The following is a 20,726-nucleotide window of genomic DNA, read 5'->3' on the forward strand; positions in this document are numbered from 1 at the left end:
TACATAAGGAGACGAGTTATGGATTATAAGAATGCAGGTGTGGATATCGAGGCTGGTTACAAATCAGTAGAACTTATGAAAGAGCATGTAAAGAAAACTATGCGCGAAGAAGTACTTGGCGGTCTTGGTGGATTTTCCGGTGCATTTTCTCTTGCAAAGATTAAAGAAATGGAAGAGCCGGTTCTTCTTTCAGGAACAGACGGATGTGGAACAAAAGTAAAACTGGCTATGATCATGGACAAGCATGATACTATCGGAATTGATGCAGTTGCAATGTGTGTAAATGATATCGCTTGTGCAGGTGGAGAACCATTATTCTTCCTGGATTATATTGCATGTGGAAAGAATTACCCAGAGAAAATTGCTTCTATCGTAAGTGGTGTGGCAGAAGGATGTATCCAGTCAGAAGCAGCACTGATCGGTGGCGAGACTGCGGAACATCCGGGACTGATGCCGGAGGATGAGTATGATCTTGCAGGATTTGCAGTTGGTGTATGTGATAAGAAGGATATGATCACAGGTGAGAATTTAAAAGACGGAGATGTTCTGATCGGTATGGCATCTACAGGAGTGCACAGCAATGGATTTTCTCTTGTAAGAAAAGTATTTGACATGACAAAAGAGTCTCTGGACACATATTATGATGATCTTGGAACAACACTTGGCGAGGCACTTCTTGCTCCGACCAGAATTTATGTGAAAGCATTAAAGAGCATTAAAAATGCAGGTGTGACTGTAAAAGCATGCAGCCATATTACAGGTGGCGGTTTCTATGAAAATGTGCCAAGAATGCTGATTGATGGAGTGAAAGCGGTTGTTAAAAAAGACAGCTATCCAATCCCGCCAATTTTCACAAAACTTGCAAAAGATGGAAATGTTGATGAGCATGCGATGTATAATACATACAACATGGGTATCGGAATGATTGTTGCAGTTGATCCGGCTGATGTAGATAAGACTATGGAAGCAATTAAAGCAACAGGAGACAAACCGTATGTGATTGGTCATATTGAGGCTGGAGAAAAGGGAGTTACATTATGTTAAATGTAGTAGTTCTTGTATCTGGTGGCGGAACGAATCTTCAGGCTATTATTGATGCGGTGGAAAATGGGACAATTACGAATACGAAGATTGCAGGCGTGATCAGCAATAATAAAAATGCATATGCACTTGAGCGGGCTAAAAAACATGGAATTGCAAATTGCTGCATTTCCCCAAAAGATTATGCCAACAGAGCAACATTCAATCAGAAATTTCTGGAGAAGATGGATGAACTGAATCCAGATCTGATTGTGCTGGCAGGATTCCTTGTAGTGATTCCGCCAGAAATGATTGCAAAATACCGCAATCGCATCATTAATATCCATCCGTCTCTCATTCCGTCATTTTGCGGAACAGGCTATTATGGATTGAAAGTTCATGAGGCAGCACTCGCAAGAGGAGTCAAAGTTGTGGGCGCGACGGTTCATTTTGTAGATGAAGGAACAGACACTGGTCCGATTATTTTACAGAAGGCAGTGGAAGTTGAAGAAGGAGATACACCGGAAGTATTGCAGAGACGTGTCATGGAGCAGGCAGAGTGGAAGATACTTCCGAAAGCAATTGACTTGATCGCAAATGGAAAAGTAAAAGTAGAGGATGGAAGAACTCATATTATATAGTAAGAATACGAACTGTAGGGAAACTTGCAGTTCGTTTTGATACATGAAAACCTATATCATAAAAGCAGCAGGAGGGAATAAAATGAAAGTATTAATCGTAGGTGGCGGCGGAAGAGAGCATGCAATTGCACAAAGTGTTGCAAAGAGTGAGAAGGTCGATAAGATTTACTGTACACCGGGAAATGCCGGAATTGCAGCACTGGCAGAATGTGCACCTATCGGAGCGATGGAGTTCGATAAGATTGTAGCCTTTGCTAAGGAAAAAGAAGTAGATCTTGTAATTGTAGGAATGGACGATCCGCTTGTAGGTGGCCTTGTAGATGAACTGGAAAAAGCAGGGATTCGTGCATTCGGTCCAAAGAAAAATGCAGCAATTCTGGAAGGCTCCAAAGCATTTTCAAAAGATTTAATGAAAAAATACAATATCCCAACTGCAGCATATGAGAATTTTACAGATCCGGATGCGGCAATTAAGTATCTGGAGACAGAGGCAAAATTTCCAATTGTATTAAAAGCAGATGGACTGGCTCTTGGAAAAGGAGTTTTGATCTGCAATACACTGGAGGAAGCAAAAGATGGTGTCAAAGAGATTATGCTGGATAAGAAATTCGGTTCTGCAGGAAATGAGATGGTCATTGAAGAATTTATGACAGGTCGTGAAGTTTCCGTACTTTCTTTTGTAGATGGCAACACAATTAAGACCATGACAAGTGCTCAGGATCACAAGCGTGCCGGAGATGGAGATACTGGACTCAACACTGGAGGAATGGGAACATTTTCACCAAGTCCATTTTATACAAAGGAAGTTGAAGATTTCTGCAACAAATATGTATATCAGGCAACAGTCGATGCCATGAAAGCAGAAGGCCGCCCATTCAAAGGAATTATTTTCTTCGGACTCATGCTGACACCAGACGGACCGAAAGTACTGGAGTATAATGCCAGATTTGGAGATCCGGAGGCTCAGGTCGTACTTCCAAGAATGAAGAATGATATTATTGAAGTCATGGAAGCCTGCATTAATGGGACATTGGATCAGATCGACCTTCAGTTCGAAGACAATGCAGCAGTGTGTGTCGTGCTTGCAAGTGACGGATATCCGGTAAAATATGACAAAGGTCTGCCAATCACAGGATTGGAGGAATTTGATAAACACGATGGTTACTATTGCTTCCATGCCGGAACAAAATTTGACGGAGACCAGATCGTTACAAACGGAGGTCGTGTTCTTGGTGTGACAGCAAAAGGAAAGGATTTGAAAGAAGCGAGAGCTAATGCTTATGCAGCAACAGAATGGGTAAAATTTGACAATAAGTATATGAGACATGATATTGGAAAAGCTATTGATGAAGCTTAGTTTACTATTATCGGAAGTTTGACTGGAAGTAAAAACTTGACAAATCATTTCAAAAGGATAAGATAAAATAGACAAGATGTAAGTCTTGTCTATTTTCGTATAGGAAAAGGCATTTTGTTAAAAAGAACAAGTACAATAGAAGCAGGAGGGCGTCATATGGATTACATACACGAGATTGGGAAGCGTGCAAAATCAGTTTCAGCACAGGTTCAGCATCTTTCCCAAAATCAGAAAAATGAAGGACTTCGAAGAGTAGCGGAAGAACTGGAAAATCAGAAAAGCTATCTTATGGCAGAAAATGAAAAGGATATTGAAAAAGCTGAGAAAGACGGTATGAAAGCATCTCTGATTGACCGTCTTCGCCTGACGGAAGAAAGAATTGCCGGAATGGCTGAAGGTCTCAGACAGATTGCTGATCTGGAAGATCCAATTGGTGCAACATTGTGGGAAAAGGTCAGACCGAATGGCCTTCGTATTGGAAAAAGAGTGGTTCCACTTGGGGTGGTCGGAATCATTTATGAATCGCGCCCGAACGTAACGGCAGATGCTTTTGGACTTTGCTTTAAGACAGGAAATGTTGTAATCCTACGTGGAGGTTCTGATGCAATCCATTCCAATCTTGCCGTGACAAAGGTGATTCGGGAAGGTTTGAAAAAATGTAATCTTCCAGAGGATGCGCTTCTTCTTGTTGAAAATACAGATCGTGCAGTTGTCAATCAAATGATGAAGCTAAATAAATATATTGATGTTCTGATACCAAGAGGCGGAGCAGGACTCATTGCAAATGTAGTGCAGAACAGTACGGTCCCGGTTATTGAGACAGGAACCGGAAACTGTCATATTTTTGTGGACGAGACTGCAGACCTTGACATGGCAGTCCCGATTGTTGTCAATGCAAAGACACAGCGTCTCGGCGTATGCAATGCATGTGAATCACTTGTGGTTCATGAAAAAATCGCAGAACAGGCCATTCCGGTTATTTATAAAGCGCTTTGTGAAAAAGGCGTAGAAGTCCGGGGGGATGAGTGTGCTCGCGAGATTGTACCGGAGATTGTGACGGCAACAGAAGAAGACTGGGGCACAGAATATCTGGATGCAATCATTTCCGTGAAGACAGTTTCTTCCATAGAAGAAGCGATTGCACATATTAATAAGTATAACACCGGACATTCCGAGTCCATCATTACAAAAGATTATACAAATGCGCTGAAATTCCAGGATGAAATCGACGCGGCAGCAGTGTATGTCAACGCATCGACCAGATTTACAGATGGATTCGAATTCGGATTCGGAGCAGAGATAGGAATCAGCACACAGAAATTACACGCAAGAGGACCGATGGGATTAGAAGCACTCACTACGACAAAGTATGTGATTTTTGGAGATGGACAGATTCGCCCGTAAAAGTGGAAGGGAATACTTAAACGTAGAATTTTCTCGTATCCAGTTCCGTTGTGCTGAGCATTCCAATGAGCCTGATAGAACAGAAAATCATGTCAGCAAAGGCTGCCATGATTTCTCCAGTCTCATTTCCATAGCCCAAAGTCACAGGAACTGAGAAAATTCTACTGCAGTAGTTATTAGCTGTTGCACTTTTACAGGCAGAAGGATAAAGAGTAAAGATTAAAATATGCTGTGAAATTGTGCAAAAGTATTCATGAGATTGGATAATATGCATAATATTAAAAAGTTATGCATAAACACTTGAATATTATACATATAAGCTGTATAATCATGCACATGGATTGAAGTGTATACAATGATAGTTTTAGATTTTACAATATAAGGAAGGTACAAAAATGATAAAAGTAGGAATCATCGGAGCCACAGGCTATGCAGGTGGAGAACTCGTTCGTATTTTAATGGGACATAAGGAGGCAGAAATTGTGTGGTATGGCTCAAGAAGCTATATTGATCAGAAGTATGCAGATGTATATCGCAATATGTTTCAGATTGTAGATGCAAAATGCATGGATGATAATATCGAAGCATTGGCAGATCAGGTAGATGTGATTTTTACAGCGACTCCTCAGGGATTTCTGGCTTCTGTCATTAACGAGAATATTTTAGGCAAGACAAAAATTGTAGATTTAAGTGCAGATTTCCGTATCAAAGATGTTAAGGTATATGAAAAATGGTATGGTATCGAGCACAAGAGTCCGCAATTTATTGAAGAAGCTGTTTATGGACTTTGCGAAGTGAACCGTGATAAAGTAAAAGGCGCAAGACTGATCGCTAATCCGGGCTGCTATACAACTTGCTCTATTCTGACAGCATATCCGCTGGCAAAAGAAGGGATCATTGATATGAGGACACTCATTGTAGATGCGAAATCCGGTACTTCCGGAGCAGGAAGAGGAGCAAAGGTTCCGAATCTTTTCTGTGAAGTCAATGAGAACATGAAAGCTTACGGTGTAGCATCTCACAGACATACACCGGAGATTGAAGAACAGCTTGGATATGCGTCAGGTGAAAATGTGACCATCAGTTTCACACCACATCTTGTCCCGATGAATCGTGGAATACTGGCAACAGAGTATGCTACATTGAAAAAAGATGTAACAGGTGAAGAAGTAAAAGCAATTTATGATAAATATTATGCAGACGAGAAGTTTGTGCGTGTGCTTGGTGAAGGCGTATGTCCGGAGACAAAATGGGTAGAAGGCAGCAATTATGTAGATATCGGATTCAAATTGGATCCAAGAACGAACCGTATTGTTATGATGGGAGCCATCGATAACCTTGTAAAAGGTGCAGCTGGACAGGCGGTTCAGAATATGAACCTTCTTTTCGGACTTCCAGAAAGCGAAGGACTGGAACTTGTTCCGATGTTCCCATAGAACAAATCTGAGGGGAGAAATAAAATGATACGAACAATGACAATTGAAGATTATGAACAGGTGCATGATCTTTGGATGAAAATACATGGTTTTGGAATTCGAAGTGTGGATGATTCAAAAGAAGGTGTGGAGCGCTTTTTAAAGAGAAATCCAACAACGAGTGTGGTAGCAGTTGAAGATGATAAGATTGTTGGTGCTATTTTATGTGGACATGACGGAAGACGGGGGTGTCTCTATCATGTCTGTGTGGATGAAGCATACCGCATGCGCGGAATCGGAAAAGCAATGGTTGTATTTGCAATGGAAGCACTAAAAACAGAAGGAATCAACAACGTTTCTTTAATTGCATTTACAAAGAATGATATAGGAAATGCATTCTGGAAAGAGATTGGCTGGAAGAAGCGGGAAGATTTGAATTATTACGACTTTATATTAAATGAGGCGAATATCACTGCATTTATTCAGTAACTGAGAATGAGGCAAGTGCGAAGTGCAGAGAAATCTGCAGGCATCATAAGAATGCCGAGGCATTCTTGAATATGAAGAAAAAGCTTTGTAAAATAAGTGAATAAATAGAAGGAAACTTCAGGAGGAATATATGAAACAGATAAAAGGCGGCGTAACAGCTGCGAAGGGATATGAGGCTGCAAGTACAGCCGCAGGGATTAAATATCAGGGACGTACCGACATGGCATTGATCTATAGCCAGGTGCCTTGTGTATCTGCAGGAACATTTACAACAAATGTTGTAAAGGCAGCTCCGGTTAAATGGGATCGCCAGATAGTAGACAGTGGCGCAGGCGTGCAGGCAGTTGTTGTAAACTCAGGAATTGCCAATGCATGTACCGGTGAAGAAGGCATGGGATATTGCAAAGAGACAGCCGAGGCAGCAGCGAAAGCGCTTAATATTGACGCAGCAGGTGTCCTGGTTGGTTCTACAGGAGTCATCGGAATGCAGCTTCCGATGCAGAAGCTGGTGGACGGAATCCAGGTGCTGGCAGGAAAGAAAGCAGAAGGTCTACAGAGCGGACACGATGCAGCTCTTGCAATCATGACTACTGATACAGTAGAAAAAGAGATGGCAGTTGAGATAGAGATTGGCGGCAAGACAGTCACAATCGGAGGGATGTCCAAAGGTTCCGGTATGATCCACCCGAATATGTGCACGATGCTTGCATTTATCACAACAGATGCCGCAATTACAAAAGAGGCACTGCAGAAGGCGCTGAGTGAAGACGTAGAAGATACTTATAACATGATTTCTGTAGATGGAGATACATCTACTAATGATACAGCAATTCTTCTTGCAAATGGTCTGGCAGGCAATCAGGAGATCACTTACGCAAGTCCGGAGTATGAGACATTTAAAGAGGCACTTCACATGGTCAACGAGACACTTGCCAAGAAAATGGCAGGAGATGGAGAAGGAGCGACTGCTTTATTTGAGGTGAAAGTCGTAGGAGCAGAGAGTATAAAGCAGGCAAAGACACTTGCAAAATCAGTTGTATGCTCCAATCTTACAAAGGCTGCAATTGCCGGACATGATGCAAACTGGGGAAGAATTCTCTGTGCAATGGGATATTCCGGTGTACAGTTTGATCCGGAAAAGGTGGATCTGTTCTTTGAAAGTAAAGCTGGAAAGCTTCAGATTATTGAAAATGGTGTGGCAACAGATTATAGTGAAGAAGTAGCCACAAAGATTTTATCTGAGCCTGAGATCACAGCAACGGCAGATATCAAAATGGGCGATTACAGTGCGACCGCATGGGGCTGTGATCTGACACATGAATATATCAATATTAACGCAGATTACAGAAGTTAAAGTACAGATAATTGTTAGAAACTAGTAGTTGGACGACAGAAGGGAAGTTTTTGGACATGAATAAAGATATGCAGCAATATTTGGATAAAGCAGAAGTACTGATTGAAGCGCTTCCATATATCCAGCGTTTTAACCGTAAGATTATCGTAGTAAAATATGGTGGAAGTGCCATGGTTGACGAGGAACTCAAAGCAAGAGTCATTCAGGACGTCACACTTTTGAAACTGGTAGGCTTCAAACCGATCATTGTTCATGGCGGCGGTAAGGAAATCAGCCGTTGGGTTGGAAAAGTTGGTATGAAACCGGAATTTAAGAATGGACTTCGTGTGACCGATGAGGCAACTATGGAGCTGGCTGAGATGGTTCTGGGCAAGGTAAATAAAAGTCTTGTTCAGCTTGTAGAGAGCCTGGGAGTCCGCGCAATCGGCATCAGTGGAAAAGACGGAAGACTTCTCTCTGTAAAGAAAAAATATGCAAATGGTGAAGATATCGGATTTGTCGGTGATGTGACAAATGTAAATGCGGATATTCTTTACGATCTTCTGGAAAAAGATTTCCTTCCGATCATTTGCCCGGTAGGACTGGACGATGACAACAATACATACAATATTAATGCAGATGATGCAGCATGTGCGATTGCAAAAGCCATGAAAGCAGAGAAGCTTGCATTTCTGACAGATATTGAAGGAGTTTATAAGGATCCACAGGATTCATCCACACTGATTTCTGAACTGACAGTATCAGAGGCTCATAAGCTGGTGGGAGATGGATATATCGGTGGCGGAATGCTTCCGAAGATCAACAACTGTATCGAGGCTATTGAGAGTGGGGTATCCAGGGTTCATATTCTGGATGGAAGAATTCCACACTGCCTGCTGCTTGAAATCTTTACAAACAAAGGAATTGGTACAGCTATTTTAAATGACAGTGAGAGAAGGTATTATGATGGAGAATAATCAGACAAATACATATATGGAAGAGACAAACTCAGAACTGGTCCATACATATAACCGTTTTCCGGTTGTCTTAGATCATGGTGAGGGTGTTTATCTTTATGATACAGAAGGAAAGAAGTATCTGGATTTTGCGGCAGGAATTGCGGTATGTGGACTTGGATACAGTAATGAAGAGTATAAGACTGCATTAAAAAATCAGATCGATCTTCTGACACATACTTCGAATTTATACTATAATACAACGTGCGGAAAAGCAGCAAAAGCACTTTTGAAAGCATGTGAGATGGATAAAGTATTTTTTACTAACAGTGGTACAGAGGCAATTGAAGGTGCATTAAAAGCTGCCAGAAAATATGCTTACAAAAAAGGTACCGGACGTTATGAGTTCATTGCTATGGAAGATTCTTTCCATGGAAGAAGTATGGGAGCATTGTCTGTTACCGGAACAGAGCATTACAGAACGCCATTTGAGCCACTGATACCGGGCGTGAAATTTGCAAAATACAATGACCTTGACAGTGTAAAAGCACTGGTAAGTGATAAGACATGCGCAATTATTCTGGAAGCTCTTCAGGGGGAAGGCGGAATCACTCCGGCTACTGATGAATTTATGAAAGGACTCCGCCAGATTTGTGATGAAGAAGGAATTCTTCTGATTTGTGACGAGATTCAGTGTGGTATGGGACGTACAGGTTCTATGTTTGCATGGCAGGGATATGGTGTAAAACCGGACATCATGACGATGGCAAAAGCAATTGGAAATGGAGTTCCGGTAGGAGCATTTGCCATGACAAAAGAAGTGGCAGAATATTCTCTTGAGCCGGGAGATCACGGAACAACTTATGGTGGAAATCCGCTGGCGTGTGCAGCAGTTGCCAAGACGCTGGAGTTATTTGAAAAATATGATCTCACAGCTCATGTGCGTGAGATTGGCGCGTATCTGACAGAAAAGCTGGATGAACTTGTTGCAGCAAATGACGCAGTTCTGGAGAGACGAGGAATTGGACTTATCCAGGGGATTAAGGTTAAGAAGCCGGTAGGAGAGATTAGCTCGGAGGCACTGAAAGAAGGACTTCTTATTATCAGTGCAAAGGGGAATGTACTTCGCCTGGTTCCGCCACTTGTGATTGAAAAAGAGCATGTAGATGAGATGCTGGAGATTTTGAAAAAGGTTCTGTAATAATAGCAGAGTGAAAAAATGTGGAGCAATCCGCAGGCATCATGAAATGTATCTGGCATTTATAAAAAGGAATATAAAAACCGACGCACGGATATACTAATTACGACAGGTAAGGAGGTATCACAATGGTCGGTTTTTTTATTGCTCTTTTATCAGGGGCATTGATGAGTATACAAGGTGTTTTTAATACAGAAGTTACCAAGACGACAGGTATGTGGGTTGGCAATGCATGGGTGCAGCTTACTGCATTTGCCGTCTGTCTGATTGCCTGGCTGATTGCAGGTAGAGATAATCCGATGGTACTTATGAAAGTAGAGCCCAGATATCTGCTTTTGGGAGGAGTGATCGGAGCTGGAATTACACTTACAGTAATTCGGGCAATGAACCAGCTTGGCCCGGCAAAAGCAGCATTACTGATTGTTATCGCACAGTTGATCGTAGCTTATGGGATTGAACTTCTCGGATTGTTTGGGGTTGATAAAGAACCTCTGGAATGGAGAAAAGTAATCGGCATGGGGATAGCACTGATTGGAATTGCAATTTTTCAGTGGAAATAATAGAAGTGATTTTACGTCTCTTTGGCGGATCGCAGTTGCAATTTTGGAATGGAGATAGTAAAATAAAACTGTCTTACATTTTGAGGGTACAAGCCACTTTGTATGAGAATTACAAAGGAGGACATATGAGTAGGACAAGGTGGAAATACAGGTATTTTATCAGAAGCGTGGTTGTAATTATGTGCGTGGTATTTTGTGTGGGCTGCCAGAAAAAGTCACAGGAGACAGATCTTAAGACAGTGTCTGTCAGGGAAGAAGAACCGGAAAGTACACCGGAAGACTCAAGAGAAGATGCCACAGAAGATGTCGGAAAAGTGAAGGAAGAAGACATTGCTAAGAAGAAAGATGATGCGGTGCCTGACACAGAAGATAGACCAGAGAAGCTGTATGTACATGTGTGCGGCTATGTAAATCAGCCAGGAGTCTATGAATTACAACAGGATAGCAGAGTTTTTGAAGCGATAGAGGCAGCAGGAGGTATGACTACAACTGCCGCTTTTTCTTATCTGAATCAGGCTGAGCTTCTAAAGGACGGGCAGCAGATTTATGTTCCGTCACAGGAAGAGGTAGATTCCGGAAAAGTTACGTCAACCAGAAATGCATCTGAGAATGATGAGACATTCAGTGTGCAGGCTGCGGAAAATGTATCCGGGCAGGATGACGGAAAAGTTAATTTGAATACAGCTTCAAAAGAAGAATTGCTGACATTAAATGGAATTGGTGATGTGCGTGCACAGGCAATTTTAAAATACCGGGAAGAACATGGCGAATTCCGCTCGATAGAAGAGCTTATGGAAGTAGAAGGAATCAAAAAGGGGACCTTTCAGAAATTAAAAGATCAGATTAAGATTTGACAGGGGAGACTGGCAATGAGCAGAAAAGTATTAGTAGTAGACGATGAAAAACTGATTGTGAAGGGAATAAGGTTCAGTCTGGAACAAGATGGTATGGATGTGGACTGTGCCTATGACGGTGAGGAAGCATTGAAACTGATCCGTGAGAATAAGTATAACATTATTCTTTTGGATGTGATGCTGCCTAAACTGGATGGATTTCAGGTGTGTCAGCAGGTACGTGAATTTTCTGATGTGCCAATTGTGATGCTGACAGCAAAAGGCGAGGATATGGACAAGATCCTCGGACTGGAATATGGTGCAGATGATTATATCACGAAGCCATTTAACATTCTGGAAGTGAAGGCAAGAATCAAGGCAATCATGAGAAGGACCGAAAGACAGACAGAGGAACGGCCGGAAGGAAGACAGATTGTCAAAGGCGATATGAAGATCGACTGCGAAGGAAGAAGAGTTGTGATCGGAGAACGGGAAGTGAATCTGACAGCAAAGGAATTTGATCTTCTGGAGCTTCTTGCAATGAATCAGGATAAAGTCTATAGCAGAGAGAATCTTCTGAATATCGTATGGGGATATGAGTATCCCGGTGACGCAAGAACTGTCGATGTACATATCCGGAGACTTCGGGAGAAGATAGAAAAGAATCCGAGTGATCCGAAGTATGTACATACGAAGTGGGGAGTTGGTTATTATTTTAGGGGTTAAGAAGTATTTGAAAAGAAGCAGACTAGGGAGTCTCAGGTTTCAGATTGGATCCCTGATCATTCTGGCAGGGATCATTCCGGTGCTGATCATTGAAGGGGTACTCCTTAGTACTTATGAAAAAAGGGCAGTGAATGTACGCACTGCCGAGATTCAGAGTCAATGTACAATTCTATGCAATCAATTGGGTGACAGCAGTGACCTGAAGGGAAAAAATTCAGAATTTATAAAGACAGAACTCGACCAGTTGACAAATATTTACAATGGTCGGGTGATGTTGATCGATGATAATTTTCAGATTATGGAAGATACATATGGAATGGACGATGGAAAGACCATTGTTTCAGGTGATGTGATTCAGTGTTTAAAAGGGCAGGGAACCAGCCATTATGATTCAGGGAACCGCTATATTGAAGTGACTTCACCGATTACTGATTCACAGACCAATGAAGTAAAGGGCGTTATGTTAGTCAGTGTGTCCACAGATACGATCGTAGATACACTTCATGAACTACGGTCAAGTGTCAGAACAGTAGGAGGCGTAATCCTGATCATCTGGGTGCTTATAGCACTGGTATTCAGTAAGCTTATGGTCCGGCCATTCATCAGAATTACCAGATCACTGGAAAATGCAACGGCAGGCTATGATGAAAGTATGCTCCATGAAAATGCATATACAGAGACGAGACAGATGACAGAAGCATTTAATAAAATGCTGGGAAGACTCCGGGTGTTGGATGATTCAAGGACAGAATTTGTGTCAAATGTGTCTCATGAATTGAAAACACCACTTACGTCTATGAAGGTATTATCAGATTCATTGCTGACACAGGAAGATGTTCCGGTGGAGTTGTACAAGGAGTTTATGGGGGATCTGTCAGAAGAAATAGAGCGTGAGAACAAGATTATTAATGATCTTCTATCTCTTGTTAAAATGGACAAAACAGCGGATACGATGAATATTTCTTCCGTGAACATTAATACTCTTGTGGAAAGAATATTAAAACAGCTTCGTCCAATTGCGGCAAAAAATAATATAGAGGTGGTGTTTGAAAGTTTCCGACCGGTGACTGCGGAGGTAGATGAAGTAAAATTATCGCTTGCAATCACAAACCTGGTGGAAAATGCGATTAAATATAATCAGGAAAATGGCTGGGTGCATGTGGCGTTAAATGCAGATCACAAGTTGTTTTATATTGAAGTGGCTGATTCCGGCATTGGAATCGCACCGGAGGAGACAGATCATATTTTTGAGAGATTCTACCGGGTAGATAAGTCTCACTCCAGAGAAATCGGAGGAACCGGACTTGGACTTGCGATTGCAAGAAGTGCAATTGTTATGCACAGAGGTGCGATTAAGGTTTACAGTCAGCCGGGAAAAGGAACAACATTTACAGTGAAAATTCCATTGACTTACGTGTCATAGAAAGGAGAGGCAGTATGAATAAACGAAGGAAATTTACCGCTTTGTTAGGGATTCTTATATGTGTGGCTCTCCTTATGTCCTGTAAGAAAAATGATACGGGTGAGGAAACTTATGAACTGTATTATGTAAATGTACAGACCCAGGCACTGGAACAGGAAAAAGTTCAAATAGAAGGGGATACTACGGAAGAGAAGATTGAATCTATGCTAAAAGAACTGAAGAAAAATCCAGAAGATGTAGAAGTAAAGAGTACATTTCCCAAAAAGATAAAAGTGGAAAAATGGGAACTTACAAATGGACGACTGGGGATATCTTTTAATCAGGAATATAAAAATGTGAAAAAAGTGCCGGAACTTCTTTTTCGTGCGTCACTGGTTCAGTCACTGATACAGATTGATGGGGTTGATTCTGTAAAATTATATATTGGTGGGGATCCATTGTGTGATGCGAATGGTAACGAAATCGGAGCTATGAATGACGAATATTTTGTTCAGAATATAGGTTCCACACTTCATACATATCAAAGTGTAGATCTTGAATTGTATTTTGCAAACAGTGAGGGAGATAAGCTTGTGACTGAGACAGAACATGTCCGGTACAACAGCAATACATTGAAAGAGAAGTTGATTGTAGAAGAACTGATGAAAGGACCTTTTGCAGAAACTTATAAAAAGGTCATTCCTATGGATACGGTACTTTTGGGTGTGTCTGTGAAAGATGATGTATGTTATGTGAATTTTGATAATGGATTTTTGAATATGACAGATATACAGCCGGAAGTTACTATTTATTCTATCGTAAATTCTATAATTCGAGGAGGAAGTGCATCAAAAGTACAGATTCTGGTTAATGGAGATTCAAATCTTAAGTATCAGGATCAGGTGGATCTTAGCCAGCCGCTTACAGAGCGGGAAGATATTGTGGAGGACTAATCATTTGAAAAACAGACCACTATGCAGTTTATGCCTGGTGATCGCAATTTTAATCGGAATCCTGACAGCCGGGGCAGGTGCGAAGTTCGTGTCAGAGCTTCGCCCTTCTCCTGTTGAACAATATGGAGAAAAAGATGATTGGCTGATTGTCAGGGGCCAGGTATATAAAAAAGAAGAAAAAGAAAAGTATCAGATATTATATCTGAAAAAATGTTCTGTCTATTTTCAGAAAGATCAACAGAGTCAACAAAATCAACAAAGTCAGCAATCGTTAATAAAAGAACCCAGAATGCTCATTTATGATGAGAAGAAAAATAAGATACAGATAGGAAATGAGGTGGAGGCGGAAGGGAAGCTTAGTTTTTTTGAAACTGCGCGTAATCCGGGGAATTTTAATCAGAAAGCCTATTATCAAAGGCAGAATATTCACGGAAAAGTATGGAGTGAAACTTTAAGAATAACAGACCACACAGTAAAACGGATACAAAATGTATTGGAGAATATACGAGTACATTGTAGAAATACATTACTGAGTGAAGCGGGAGAGAAAAACGGCAGTATTTTAAGCACTATACTTCTTGGAGAAAAATCCCAGATGGACACAGAGATAAAAAAACTATATCAGGTGAACGGAATCGGACATATATTGGCAATTTCCGGTTTGCACCTGTCGGTAATCGGGATCGGAATTTATCAGTTACTTAGAAAACTGACAGGAAGTTATACGATAGGAGGAATCGGAGGCATATTCTTTTTCTTTCTTTATGTATTGATGATTGGGGTTACAGTATCTGTGATCCGTGCCGGTATTATGTATTTGTTCCGGGTAGGTGCAGAAATCGCGGGGAGACATTATGACAGTGTGACGGCACTTTCTGTGGCAGCGGCAGTAGTACTCATCTGGCGGCCGCTCAGTATTTACGACGGGGCGTTCTGGCTGTCATTTTTGGCAGTATTTGCAGTGGTGGTTATAATGCCAGCCGGACAGATGGAGAAAGCAAAAACAAGAACAGAGATAGACATTCAGAAAAACAGAGAAAATAAGGCTTGGATAATACAAATAAAAAGCATGATAATAAGCAACATAGAAATGCAATTATTTCTTTTACCTGTTGTTCTGTATTTTTTTTATGAATTTCCACTCTATGCAACATTTTTAAATCTGCTTGTAATTCCGCTCATGACAATTTTGCTGAGCCTGGGAATTACTGGAAGTTTTATATGTATGTTGTGCTCTGGTATGTTCAAGATTCCAGGAAAGTGTATGCTGGGAATCTGTGGCTTTATTCTGACGATTTATGAAAGATGCTGTGAGTTTTTTTTGGAACTTCCTGGGGCAAGAGTCGTTATTGGAAGAATTAAGATCTGGCAGATATTGTTCTACTACGGCTGCGTAGTGGGCATATATGTTATATACTACTATGAAAAGAAACATACTCAGAAAAAAGAGTATGCGAAAGGGCAGGAACGCAATGAAGAACAGGAATTTGAAAAACAAAGAAAACGTGGAAATATATTGACAGGAATGTTATGTGCTTTGGGATTATTTGTTCTGCTTCACCGTTTTGATAGTTTGTCGCAGATGCAAGTGACGGTGTTGGATGTGGGTCAAGGTGATGGAATATTTTTAAAGAGTCCCAGAGGTATGACCTGTATGATTGACGGAGGGAGCAGTGATGTGAAGAATGTCGGGCAGTACAGGATCGAGCCATATCTGTTATCGAAAGGAGTCGGAACACTGGATTATGTGTTCATTTCCCATGGTGACAGTGACCATACGAACGGAATTGAAGAAATGATATCGAGGCAGAAAATCGGTGTGAAGATTAAAACGCTTGTATTTCCAAAAGAAAGTGTTTGGGACGAAAGCCTGAAAAAATTAGCAATATATGCAATAGAAAATGGAGTGCAGGTAGCGGTTATGGAGCAAGGACAGGAGATTGAAAAACAGGGAATGAAAATCCTCTGTCTTTGTCCGGGGAGTGATTATTCCGGAGAAACTGGTAATGGAGCTTCCATGGTTTTATCTGTCAGTTACCGGGAATTTGATTTTTTATTTACCGGGGATGTGGAAGGTATAGGGGAAGAAAAACTTTGTGAATCTATAGAAAAATATTGTCCTGAAAAAGCATTTGAGGTATTGAAGGCGGCACATCATGGTTCCAGAAATTCCTCTTCTGAAACATTTCTTCAGAAAGTCAGACCAAAGTACACCATCATATCGGCTGGGATAGAGAATTCATATGGGCATCCGCACAGAGAAACTATCGAAAGATTAGAAAAAACCGGCAGCCGGATCTTAGCTACGGCAAATTGTGGAGGAATTGAAATCACGGTTGAATTCGGTGGGAAAATTCAGTATACTCTTAAGGAAGGGAGCGAAACGACAGCTTATGAAGAATCTGAATGAAGATTTGAAAACAGGGAATATCAAGCAGGCATATCTTTTGTATGGAGAAGAGGCCTATCTGAAAAAGCAGTACCGTGACAGATTGACAAAAGCTGTGCTTCCGGAAGGTGATACAGTGAACTATGCGCATTATGAAGGCAAGGGGATCAATGTACCGGAGATTATAGATCTGGCAGAGACAATGCCATTTTTTGCAGAAAAGCGTCTCATTGTGATTGAAGATTCTGGCTTATTTAAGAATGCAGATGCAAAGTTTGCAGATTATATTAAGAGCATGCCGGAAACGGTCTGCTTTGTATTTGTGGAGAGTGAAGTTGACAAGCGGAGTAAGATGTATAAGGCTGTAAAGGATACTGGAAGAGTGGTCGAGCTTGGAAGACAGGATGAGAAGACATTGCTTTTGTGGCTTGCTGGTAATATAAAGCGTGAAGGCAGGCAGATTAAGCAGTCCACTGCAGAATACATGTTGTCCCGAACTGGAACCGACATGGAGAATCTGGAGCGGGAGATGGAAAAGCTGTTTTCTTATACGCTTGGAAGAAATGAGATTACGGTGGCGGATATTGATGCAATCTGTACGACGCAGATCACGAATAAGATTTTTGATATGATTGAAGCAGTTGCAACAAGGCAGCAAAGGAAAGCTTTGGATTATTATTATGATCTGTTGGCGTTAAAAGAACCTCCGATGAGGATTTTATATTTGCTGGCGAGACAATTCCGTCTGCTTTTGCAGGTGAAAGATCTGATGAACCAGGGAGCAGACAAAAGCACCATCGCAAAAAAAGCGGGACTTCATCCATTTGTGGCAGGAAAATACATGCAACAGAGCAGAAGCTTTACAATGAGAGAACTAAAAGGTATCATGGAAGAAGCGGCAGATACAGAAGAAGCTGTAAAGACCGGACGGCTCAGTGATACAATGAGTGTAGAGTTGTTCATTGTGAAGTATAGTGCACCAAAGAAGTAGCGCATTAGCATTGTGGGAGTGCATCGCACGAACAATCTGCAGGTATCATAGTTGGGGCTTTTGACTCCAACATCATTATAATAGAAAAAAGTTTAAGATAAAGAGATAAAGAGGTAGAAGATAAGTGGCAGGAATAGATCAAAGTAAAATTCGCAATTTTTGTATTGTGGCTCATATTGACCATGGTAAATCAACATTGGCAGACCGTATCATTGAACAGACAGGGCTTCTGACGAGCCGCGAGATGCAGGCACAGGTGCTTGACAATATGGATCTGGAGCGCGAGCGCGGAATCACGATCAAGGCTCAGGCAGTCCGTACAGTATATAAGGCAAAAGACGGAGAAGAGTATATCTTTAACCTGATCGACACACCGGGACATGTAGATTTTAACTATGAAGTATCAAGAAGTCTGGCAGCGTGTGACGGCGCGATTCTGGTCGTAGACGCAGCTCAGGGAGTAGAGGCTCAGACACTGGCCAATGTATATCTGGCGTTGGATCATGATCTGGATGTAATGCCGGTTATTAATAAGATTGATCTTCCAAGTGCAGAGCCGGACCGTGTCATTGAAGAGATTGAAGATATCATTGGAATCGAGGCACATGATGCGCCACTTATTTCTGCAAAGACAGGGCTGAATGTAGATCAGGTTCTGGAGCAGATCGTGGAAAAGATCCCGGCACCGGGCGGAGATCCGAAAGCACCATTGAAGGCATTGATTTTTGATTCACTATATGATTCTTATAAAGGGGTTATCGTATTTTGCAGACTCCGTGAAGGTACCGTGAGAAAAGGTACGAAGATCCGTATGATGGCGACAGGAGCAGAGGCAGATGTCGTTGAAGTCGGATATTTTGGAGCCGGACAATTCATTCCATGTGATGAGCTGGAAGCAGGTATGGTAGGCTATATTACTGCCAGCTTGAAGAATGTCGGAGATACCCGTGTAGGAGATACGATCACAGATGCAGCGAATCCTTGCGAGGAGCCGTTGCCGGGATATAAGAAAGTGAATCCGATGGTTTACTGTGGACTGTATCCTGCGGATGGGGCAAAGTATCCGGATCTTCGGGATGCTCTTGAGAAGCTTCAATTAAATGATGCGTCCCTGCAGTTTGAGCCGGAGACTTCCATTGCTCTTGGATTTGGATTTCGCTGTGGCTTTTTGGGACTTCTCCATCTGGAGATTATTCAGGAGCGTCTGGAGAGAGAGTATAATCTTGACCTTGTTACAACAGCACCGGGAGTTATTTATAAAGTATACAAGACGAACGGAGATGTCATAGAACTGACAAACCCGTCTAATCTTCCGGATCCTTCTGAGATTGAATATATGGAAGAGCCGATGGTAAAGGCTGAGATTATGGTAACATCCGAATTTATCGGTACGATTATGGATCTATGTCAGGAGAGACGAGGAGAGTATCTTGGCATGGAATATATTGAAGAGACCCGTGCAGTTCTGCATTACAGACTGCCGCTCAACGAGATTATCTACGATTTCTTTGATGCATTGAAGTCCAGATCCAGAGGATATGCTTCTTTTGATTATGAGATGGACGGATACCAGAGATCTGAACTTGTGAAACTGGATATTCTGGTCAATAAAGAAGAAGTAGACGCTCTTTCCTTTATCGTCCATGCAGATACTGCATATGAACGTGGAAGAAAGATGTGCGAGAAGCTTAAAGAAGAGATTCCAAGACAGCTCTTTGAAATCCCGATTCAGGCGGCTATTGGTGGAAAGATTATTGCCCGTGAGACTGTAAGAGCAATGCGAAAAGATGTGCTTGCAAAATGTTACGGTGGTGATATCAGCCGTAAGAGAAAGCTTCTTGAAAAACAGAAAGAAGGAAAGAAGCGTATGCGTCAGGTTGGTAACGTAGAGATTCCTCAGAAAGCATTTATGAGTGTACTGAAGTTGGATGACAAATAATGAGATTATTAGAATTATATATTCATATACCATTTTGTAAAAAAAAATGTAAATATTGCGATTTCCTCTCAGGTCCGTCAACGGCGGATGAGAGGGAATCTTATGTGAAAAGCCTTTGTCAGGATATTCGCTCATACGCGCACCTGGCGAAGGCTTGCCGTGTTATCAGTATCTTTGTCGGTGGGGGAACGCCTTCTACTTTGACAGCTTTTCAGATGCAGCAGATATTTTCAGCAGTCCGTGATACATTTGTTGTAGAAGAAAATGCAGAGATCACAGTTGAGATGAATCCAGGAACTGTAGACAGGGAAAAGCTTTCCGGTTATAAAAAATGTGGAATTAACCGATTAAGCATTGGCCTGCAATCTACAAAAAATAGAGAACTTCAGATACTGGGGCGTATTCATACATATGAAGAATTTCTTGAAACATATCATATGGCAAGAGCAGAAGGATTTGAGAATATTAATGTTGATCTGATGTCAGCAATTCCGGGACAAAGTCTTACTGACTGGGAGGAAAACTTAAAAACAGTGGCAGAGCTTGCCCTGGAACACATTTCTGCATATAGTCTGATCGTGGAGGAAGGTACTCCATTTTATGAGGAGTATGGGGAAGGGCGTCATGCAGACGAATTACCTGATGAAGAGACAGAGCGTAAGATGTATTGGAGAACGAAAGAAATACTTTCAAAATACGGATATGAAAGATATGAGATTTCTAATTATGCAAAGCCTGGATATGCTTGCAGACATAATATCGGATACTGGGAGCGAACAGAATATCTGGGAATTGGAACCGGAGCTGCATCACTGATCAATAACAGTAGATTTAATTATGGAGAAGAGCCGGAAAAGTTAACTGTATCTGCACAGATGGAAGAGACGATGTTCCTTGGCCTGCGTATGATGAAAGGTGTATCAAAAATAAAATTTCTTAAGATGTATGGTGAGAGCATGGAGAACGTTTATGGAAATGTGATAAGAGACATGGAACAGAAAGGACTTCTGGAAGATGGAGAAGACTTTGTGAAACTTACAGATCGTGGAATCGATGTCAGCAACTATGTTATGAGTGAGTTTTTGTTGTAAAGATTATTCTTGATTTGTTGATTTGATAA

Annotated in this window: 19 protein-coding genes; 18 read left to right on the forward strand and 1 reads right to left on the reverse strand. The window is 41.5% G+C overall.

Annotated features, from left to right (window positions below):
- Positions 1–18: 18 nt before the first annotated feature.
- The 4 genes from purM to LI149_RS07640 all read left to right on the forward strand — a co-directional run bounded on the left by purM (position 19) and on the right by LI149_RS07640 (position 4,422).
- Complete coding sequence (gene purM / locus LI149_RS07625; protein ID WP_005334455.1) at positions 19–1,044, forward strand: phosphoribosylformylglycinamidine cyclo-ligase; 1,026 nt, start codon at positions 19–21, stop codon at positions 1,042–1,044.
- Positions 1,038–1,661, forward strand: a complete 624-nt coding sequence (purN, locus tag LI149_RS07630; protein WP_022279138.1) for a phosphoribosylglycinamide formyltransferase — start codon at positions 1,038–1,040, stop codon at positions 1,659–1,661. Before purM ends, purN begins: the two co-directional genes overlap by 7 nt.
- A gap of 82 nt (positions 1,662–1,743) precedes the next feature.
- The gene (purD, locus tag LI149_RS07635; protein ID WP_227143168.1) at positions 1,744–3,018 is read left to right on the forward strand and encodes a phosphoribosylamine--glycine ligase; all 1,275 of its coding nucleotides are present in this window, start codon (positions 1,744–1,746) and stop codon (positions 3,016–3,018) included.
- A 156-nt stretch (positions 3,019–3,174) separates the two neighbouring features.
- Positions 3,175–4,422, forward strand: coding sequence for a glutamate-5-semialdehyde dehydrogenase (locus tag LI149_RS07640; protein WP_227143169.1), 1,248 nt, complete (start codon positions 3,175–3,177; stop codon positions 4,420–4,422).
- A gap of 16 nt (positions 4,423–4,438) precedes the next feature.
- Here the strand turns inward: LI149_RS07640 and LI149_RS15450 are convergent, their stop codons facing one another.
- Positions 4,439–4,561: a hypothetical protein gene (locus tag LI149_RS15450; protein ID WP_255647465.1), complete on the reverse strand. Its 123-nt coding sequence runs from the start codon at positions 4,559–4,561 to the stop codon at positions 4,439–4,441.
- A 256-nt stretch (positions 4,562–4,817) separates the two neighbouring features.
- Between LI149_RS15450 and argC the strand changes: the two genes are divergently transcribed.
- From argC to hemW, 14 genes are all read left to right on the forward strand, one after another.
- A complete protein-coding gene (gene argC, locus LI149_RS07645) occupies positions 4,818–5,858 on the forward strand; it encodes an N-acetyl-gamma-glutamyl-phosphate reductase (RefSeq protein WP_005334447.1) in 1,041 nt (346 codons plus the stop codon).
- Positions 5,859–5,882: 24 nt separating this feature from the next.
- Positions 5,883–6,326 carry a GNAT family N-acetyltransferase gene (locus tag LI149_RS07650; RefSeq protein WP_005337066.1) on the forward strand — a complete coding sequence of 148 codons (444 nt, stop codon included), beginning with the start codon at positions 5,883–5,885 and terminating at the stop codon, positions 6,324–6,326.
- A gap of 130 nt (positions 6,327–6,456) precedes the next feature.
- Positions 6,457–7,680 (forward strand): bifunctional glutamate N-acetyltransferase/amino-acid acetyltransferase ArgJ, encoded by a 1,224-nt coding sequence (gene argJ, locus LI149_RS07655; RefSeq protein ID WP_117495097.1) that lies wholly within the window; start codon positions 6,457–6,459, stop codon positions 7,678–7,680.
- 56 nt (positions 7,681–7,736) lie between these two features.
- A complete protein-coding gene (gene argB / locus LI149_RS07660; RefSeq protein ID WP_022279143.1) occupies positions 7,737–8,636 on the forward strand; it encodes an acetylglutamate kinase in 900 nt (299 codons plus the stop codon).
- A complete protein-coding gene (locus LI149_RS07665) occupies positions 8,626–9,816 on the forward strand; it encodes an aspartate aminotransferase family protein (RefSeq protein ID WP_117605687.1) in 1,191 nt (396 codons plus the stop codon). The genes argB and LI149_RS07665 overlap by 11 nt, the downstream gene beginning before the upstream one ends.
- Before the next feature lie 125 nt (positions 9,817–9,941).
- Entirely contained in the window at positions 9,942–10,373 is a 432-nt protein-coding gene (locus LI149_RS07670; RefSeq protein WP_005334438.1) for a DMT family transporter, read from the forward strand.
- A 125-nt stretch (positions 10,374–10,498) separates the two neighbouring features.
- Positions 10,499–11,227 (forward strand): helix-hairpin-helix domain-containing protein, encoded by a 729-nt coding sequence (locus tag LI149_RS07675; RefSeq protein WP_227143170.1) that lies wholly within the window; start codon positions 10,499–10,501, stop codon positions 11,225–11,227.
- Positions 11,228–11,242: 15 nt separating this feature from the next.
- The gene (locus tag LI149_RS07680) at positions 11,243–11,932 is read left to right on the forward strand and encodes a response regulator transcription factor (protein WP_005337074.1); all 690 of its coding nucleotides are present in this window, start codon (positions 11,243–11,245) and stop codon (positions 11,930–11,932) included.
- Positions 11,889–13,355: a cell wall metabolism sensor histidine kinase WalK gene (locus tag LI149_RS07685; protein ID WP_227143171.1), complete on the forward strand. Its 1,467-nt coding sequence runs from the start codon at positions 11,889–11,891 to the stop codon at positions 13,353–13,355. The genes LI149_RS07680 and LI149_RS07685 overlap by 44 nt, the downstream gene beginning before the upstream one ends.
- 14 nt (positions 13,356–13,369) lie before the next feature.
- The gene (locus LI149_RS07690) at positions 13,370–14,287 is read left to right on the forward strand and encodes a GerMN domain-containing protein (protein WP_117682695.1); all 918 of its coding nucleotides are present in this window, start codon (positions 13,370–13,372) and stop codon (positions 14,285–14,287) included.
- Positions 14,288–14,291: 4 nt separating this feature from the next.
- Positions 14,292–16,697: a ComEC/Rec2 family competence protein gene (locus tag LI149_RS07695; protein WP_227143172.1), complete on the forward strand. Its 2,406-nt coding sequence runs from the start codon at positions 14,292–14,294 to the stop codon at positions 16,695–16,697.
- Positions 16,681–17,667 carry a DNA polymerase III subunit delta gene (gene holA / locus LI149_RS07700; RefSeq protein ID WP_005334432.1) on the forward strand — a complete coding sequence of 329 codons (987 nt, stop codon included), beginning with the start codon at positions 16,681–16,683 and terminating at the stop codon, positions 17,665–17,667. Before LI149_RS07695 ends, holA begins: the two co-directional genes overlap by 17 nt.
- A gap of 124 nt (positions 17,668–17,791) precedes the next feature.
- Complete coding sequence (gene lepA / locus LI149_RS07705; RefSeq protein WP_117605682.1) at positions 17,792–19,606, forward strand: translation elongation factor 4; 1,815 nt, start codon at positions 17,792–17,794, stop codon at positions 19,604–19,606.
- Positions 19,606–20,697 (forward strand): radical SAM family heme chaperone HemW, encoded by a 1,092-nt coding sequence (gene hemW, locus LI149_RS07710; protein WP_168932860.1) that lies wholly within the window; start codon positions 19,606–19,608, stop codon positions 20,695–20,697. Before lepA ends, hemW begins: the two co-directional genes overlap by 1 nt.
- The last annotated feature ends 29 nt before the right edge of the window (positions 20,698–20,726 follow it).

This window comes from Dorea sp. 210702-DFI.3.17 (assembly GCF_020560825.1).
GTDB classification, from domain to species: Bacteria; Bacillota; Clostridia; order Lachnospirales; family Lachnospiraceae; genus Dorea; species Dorea formicigenerans.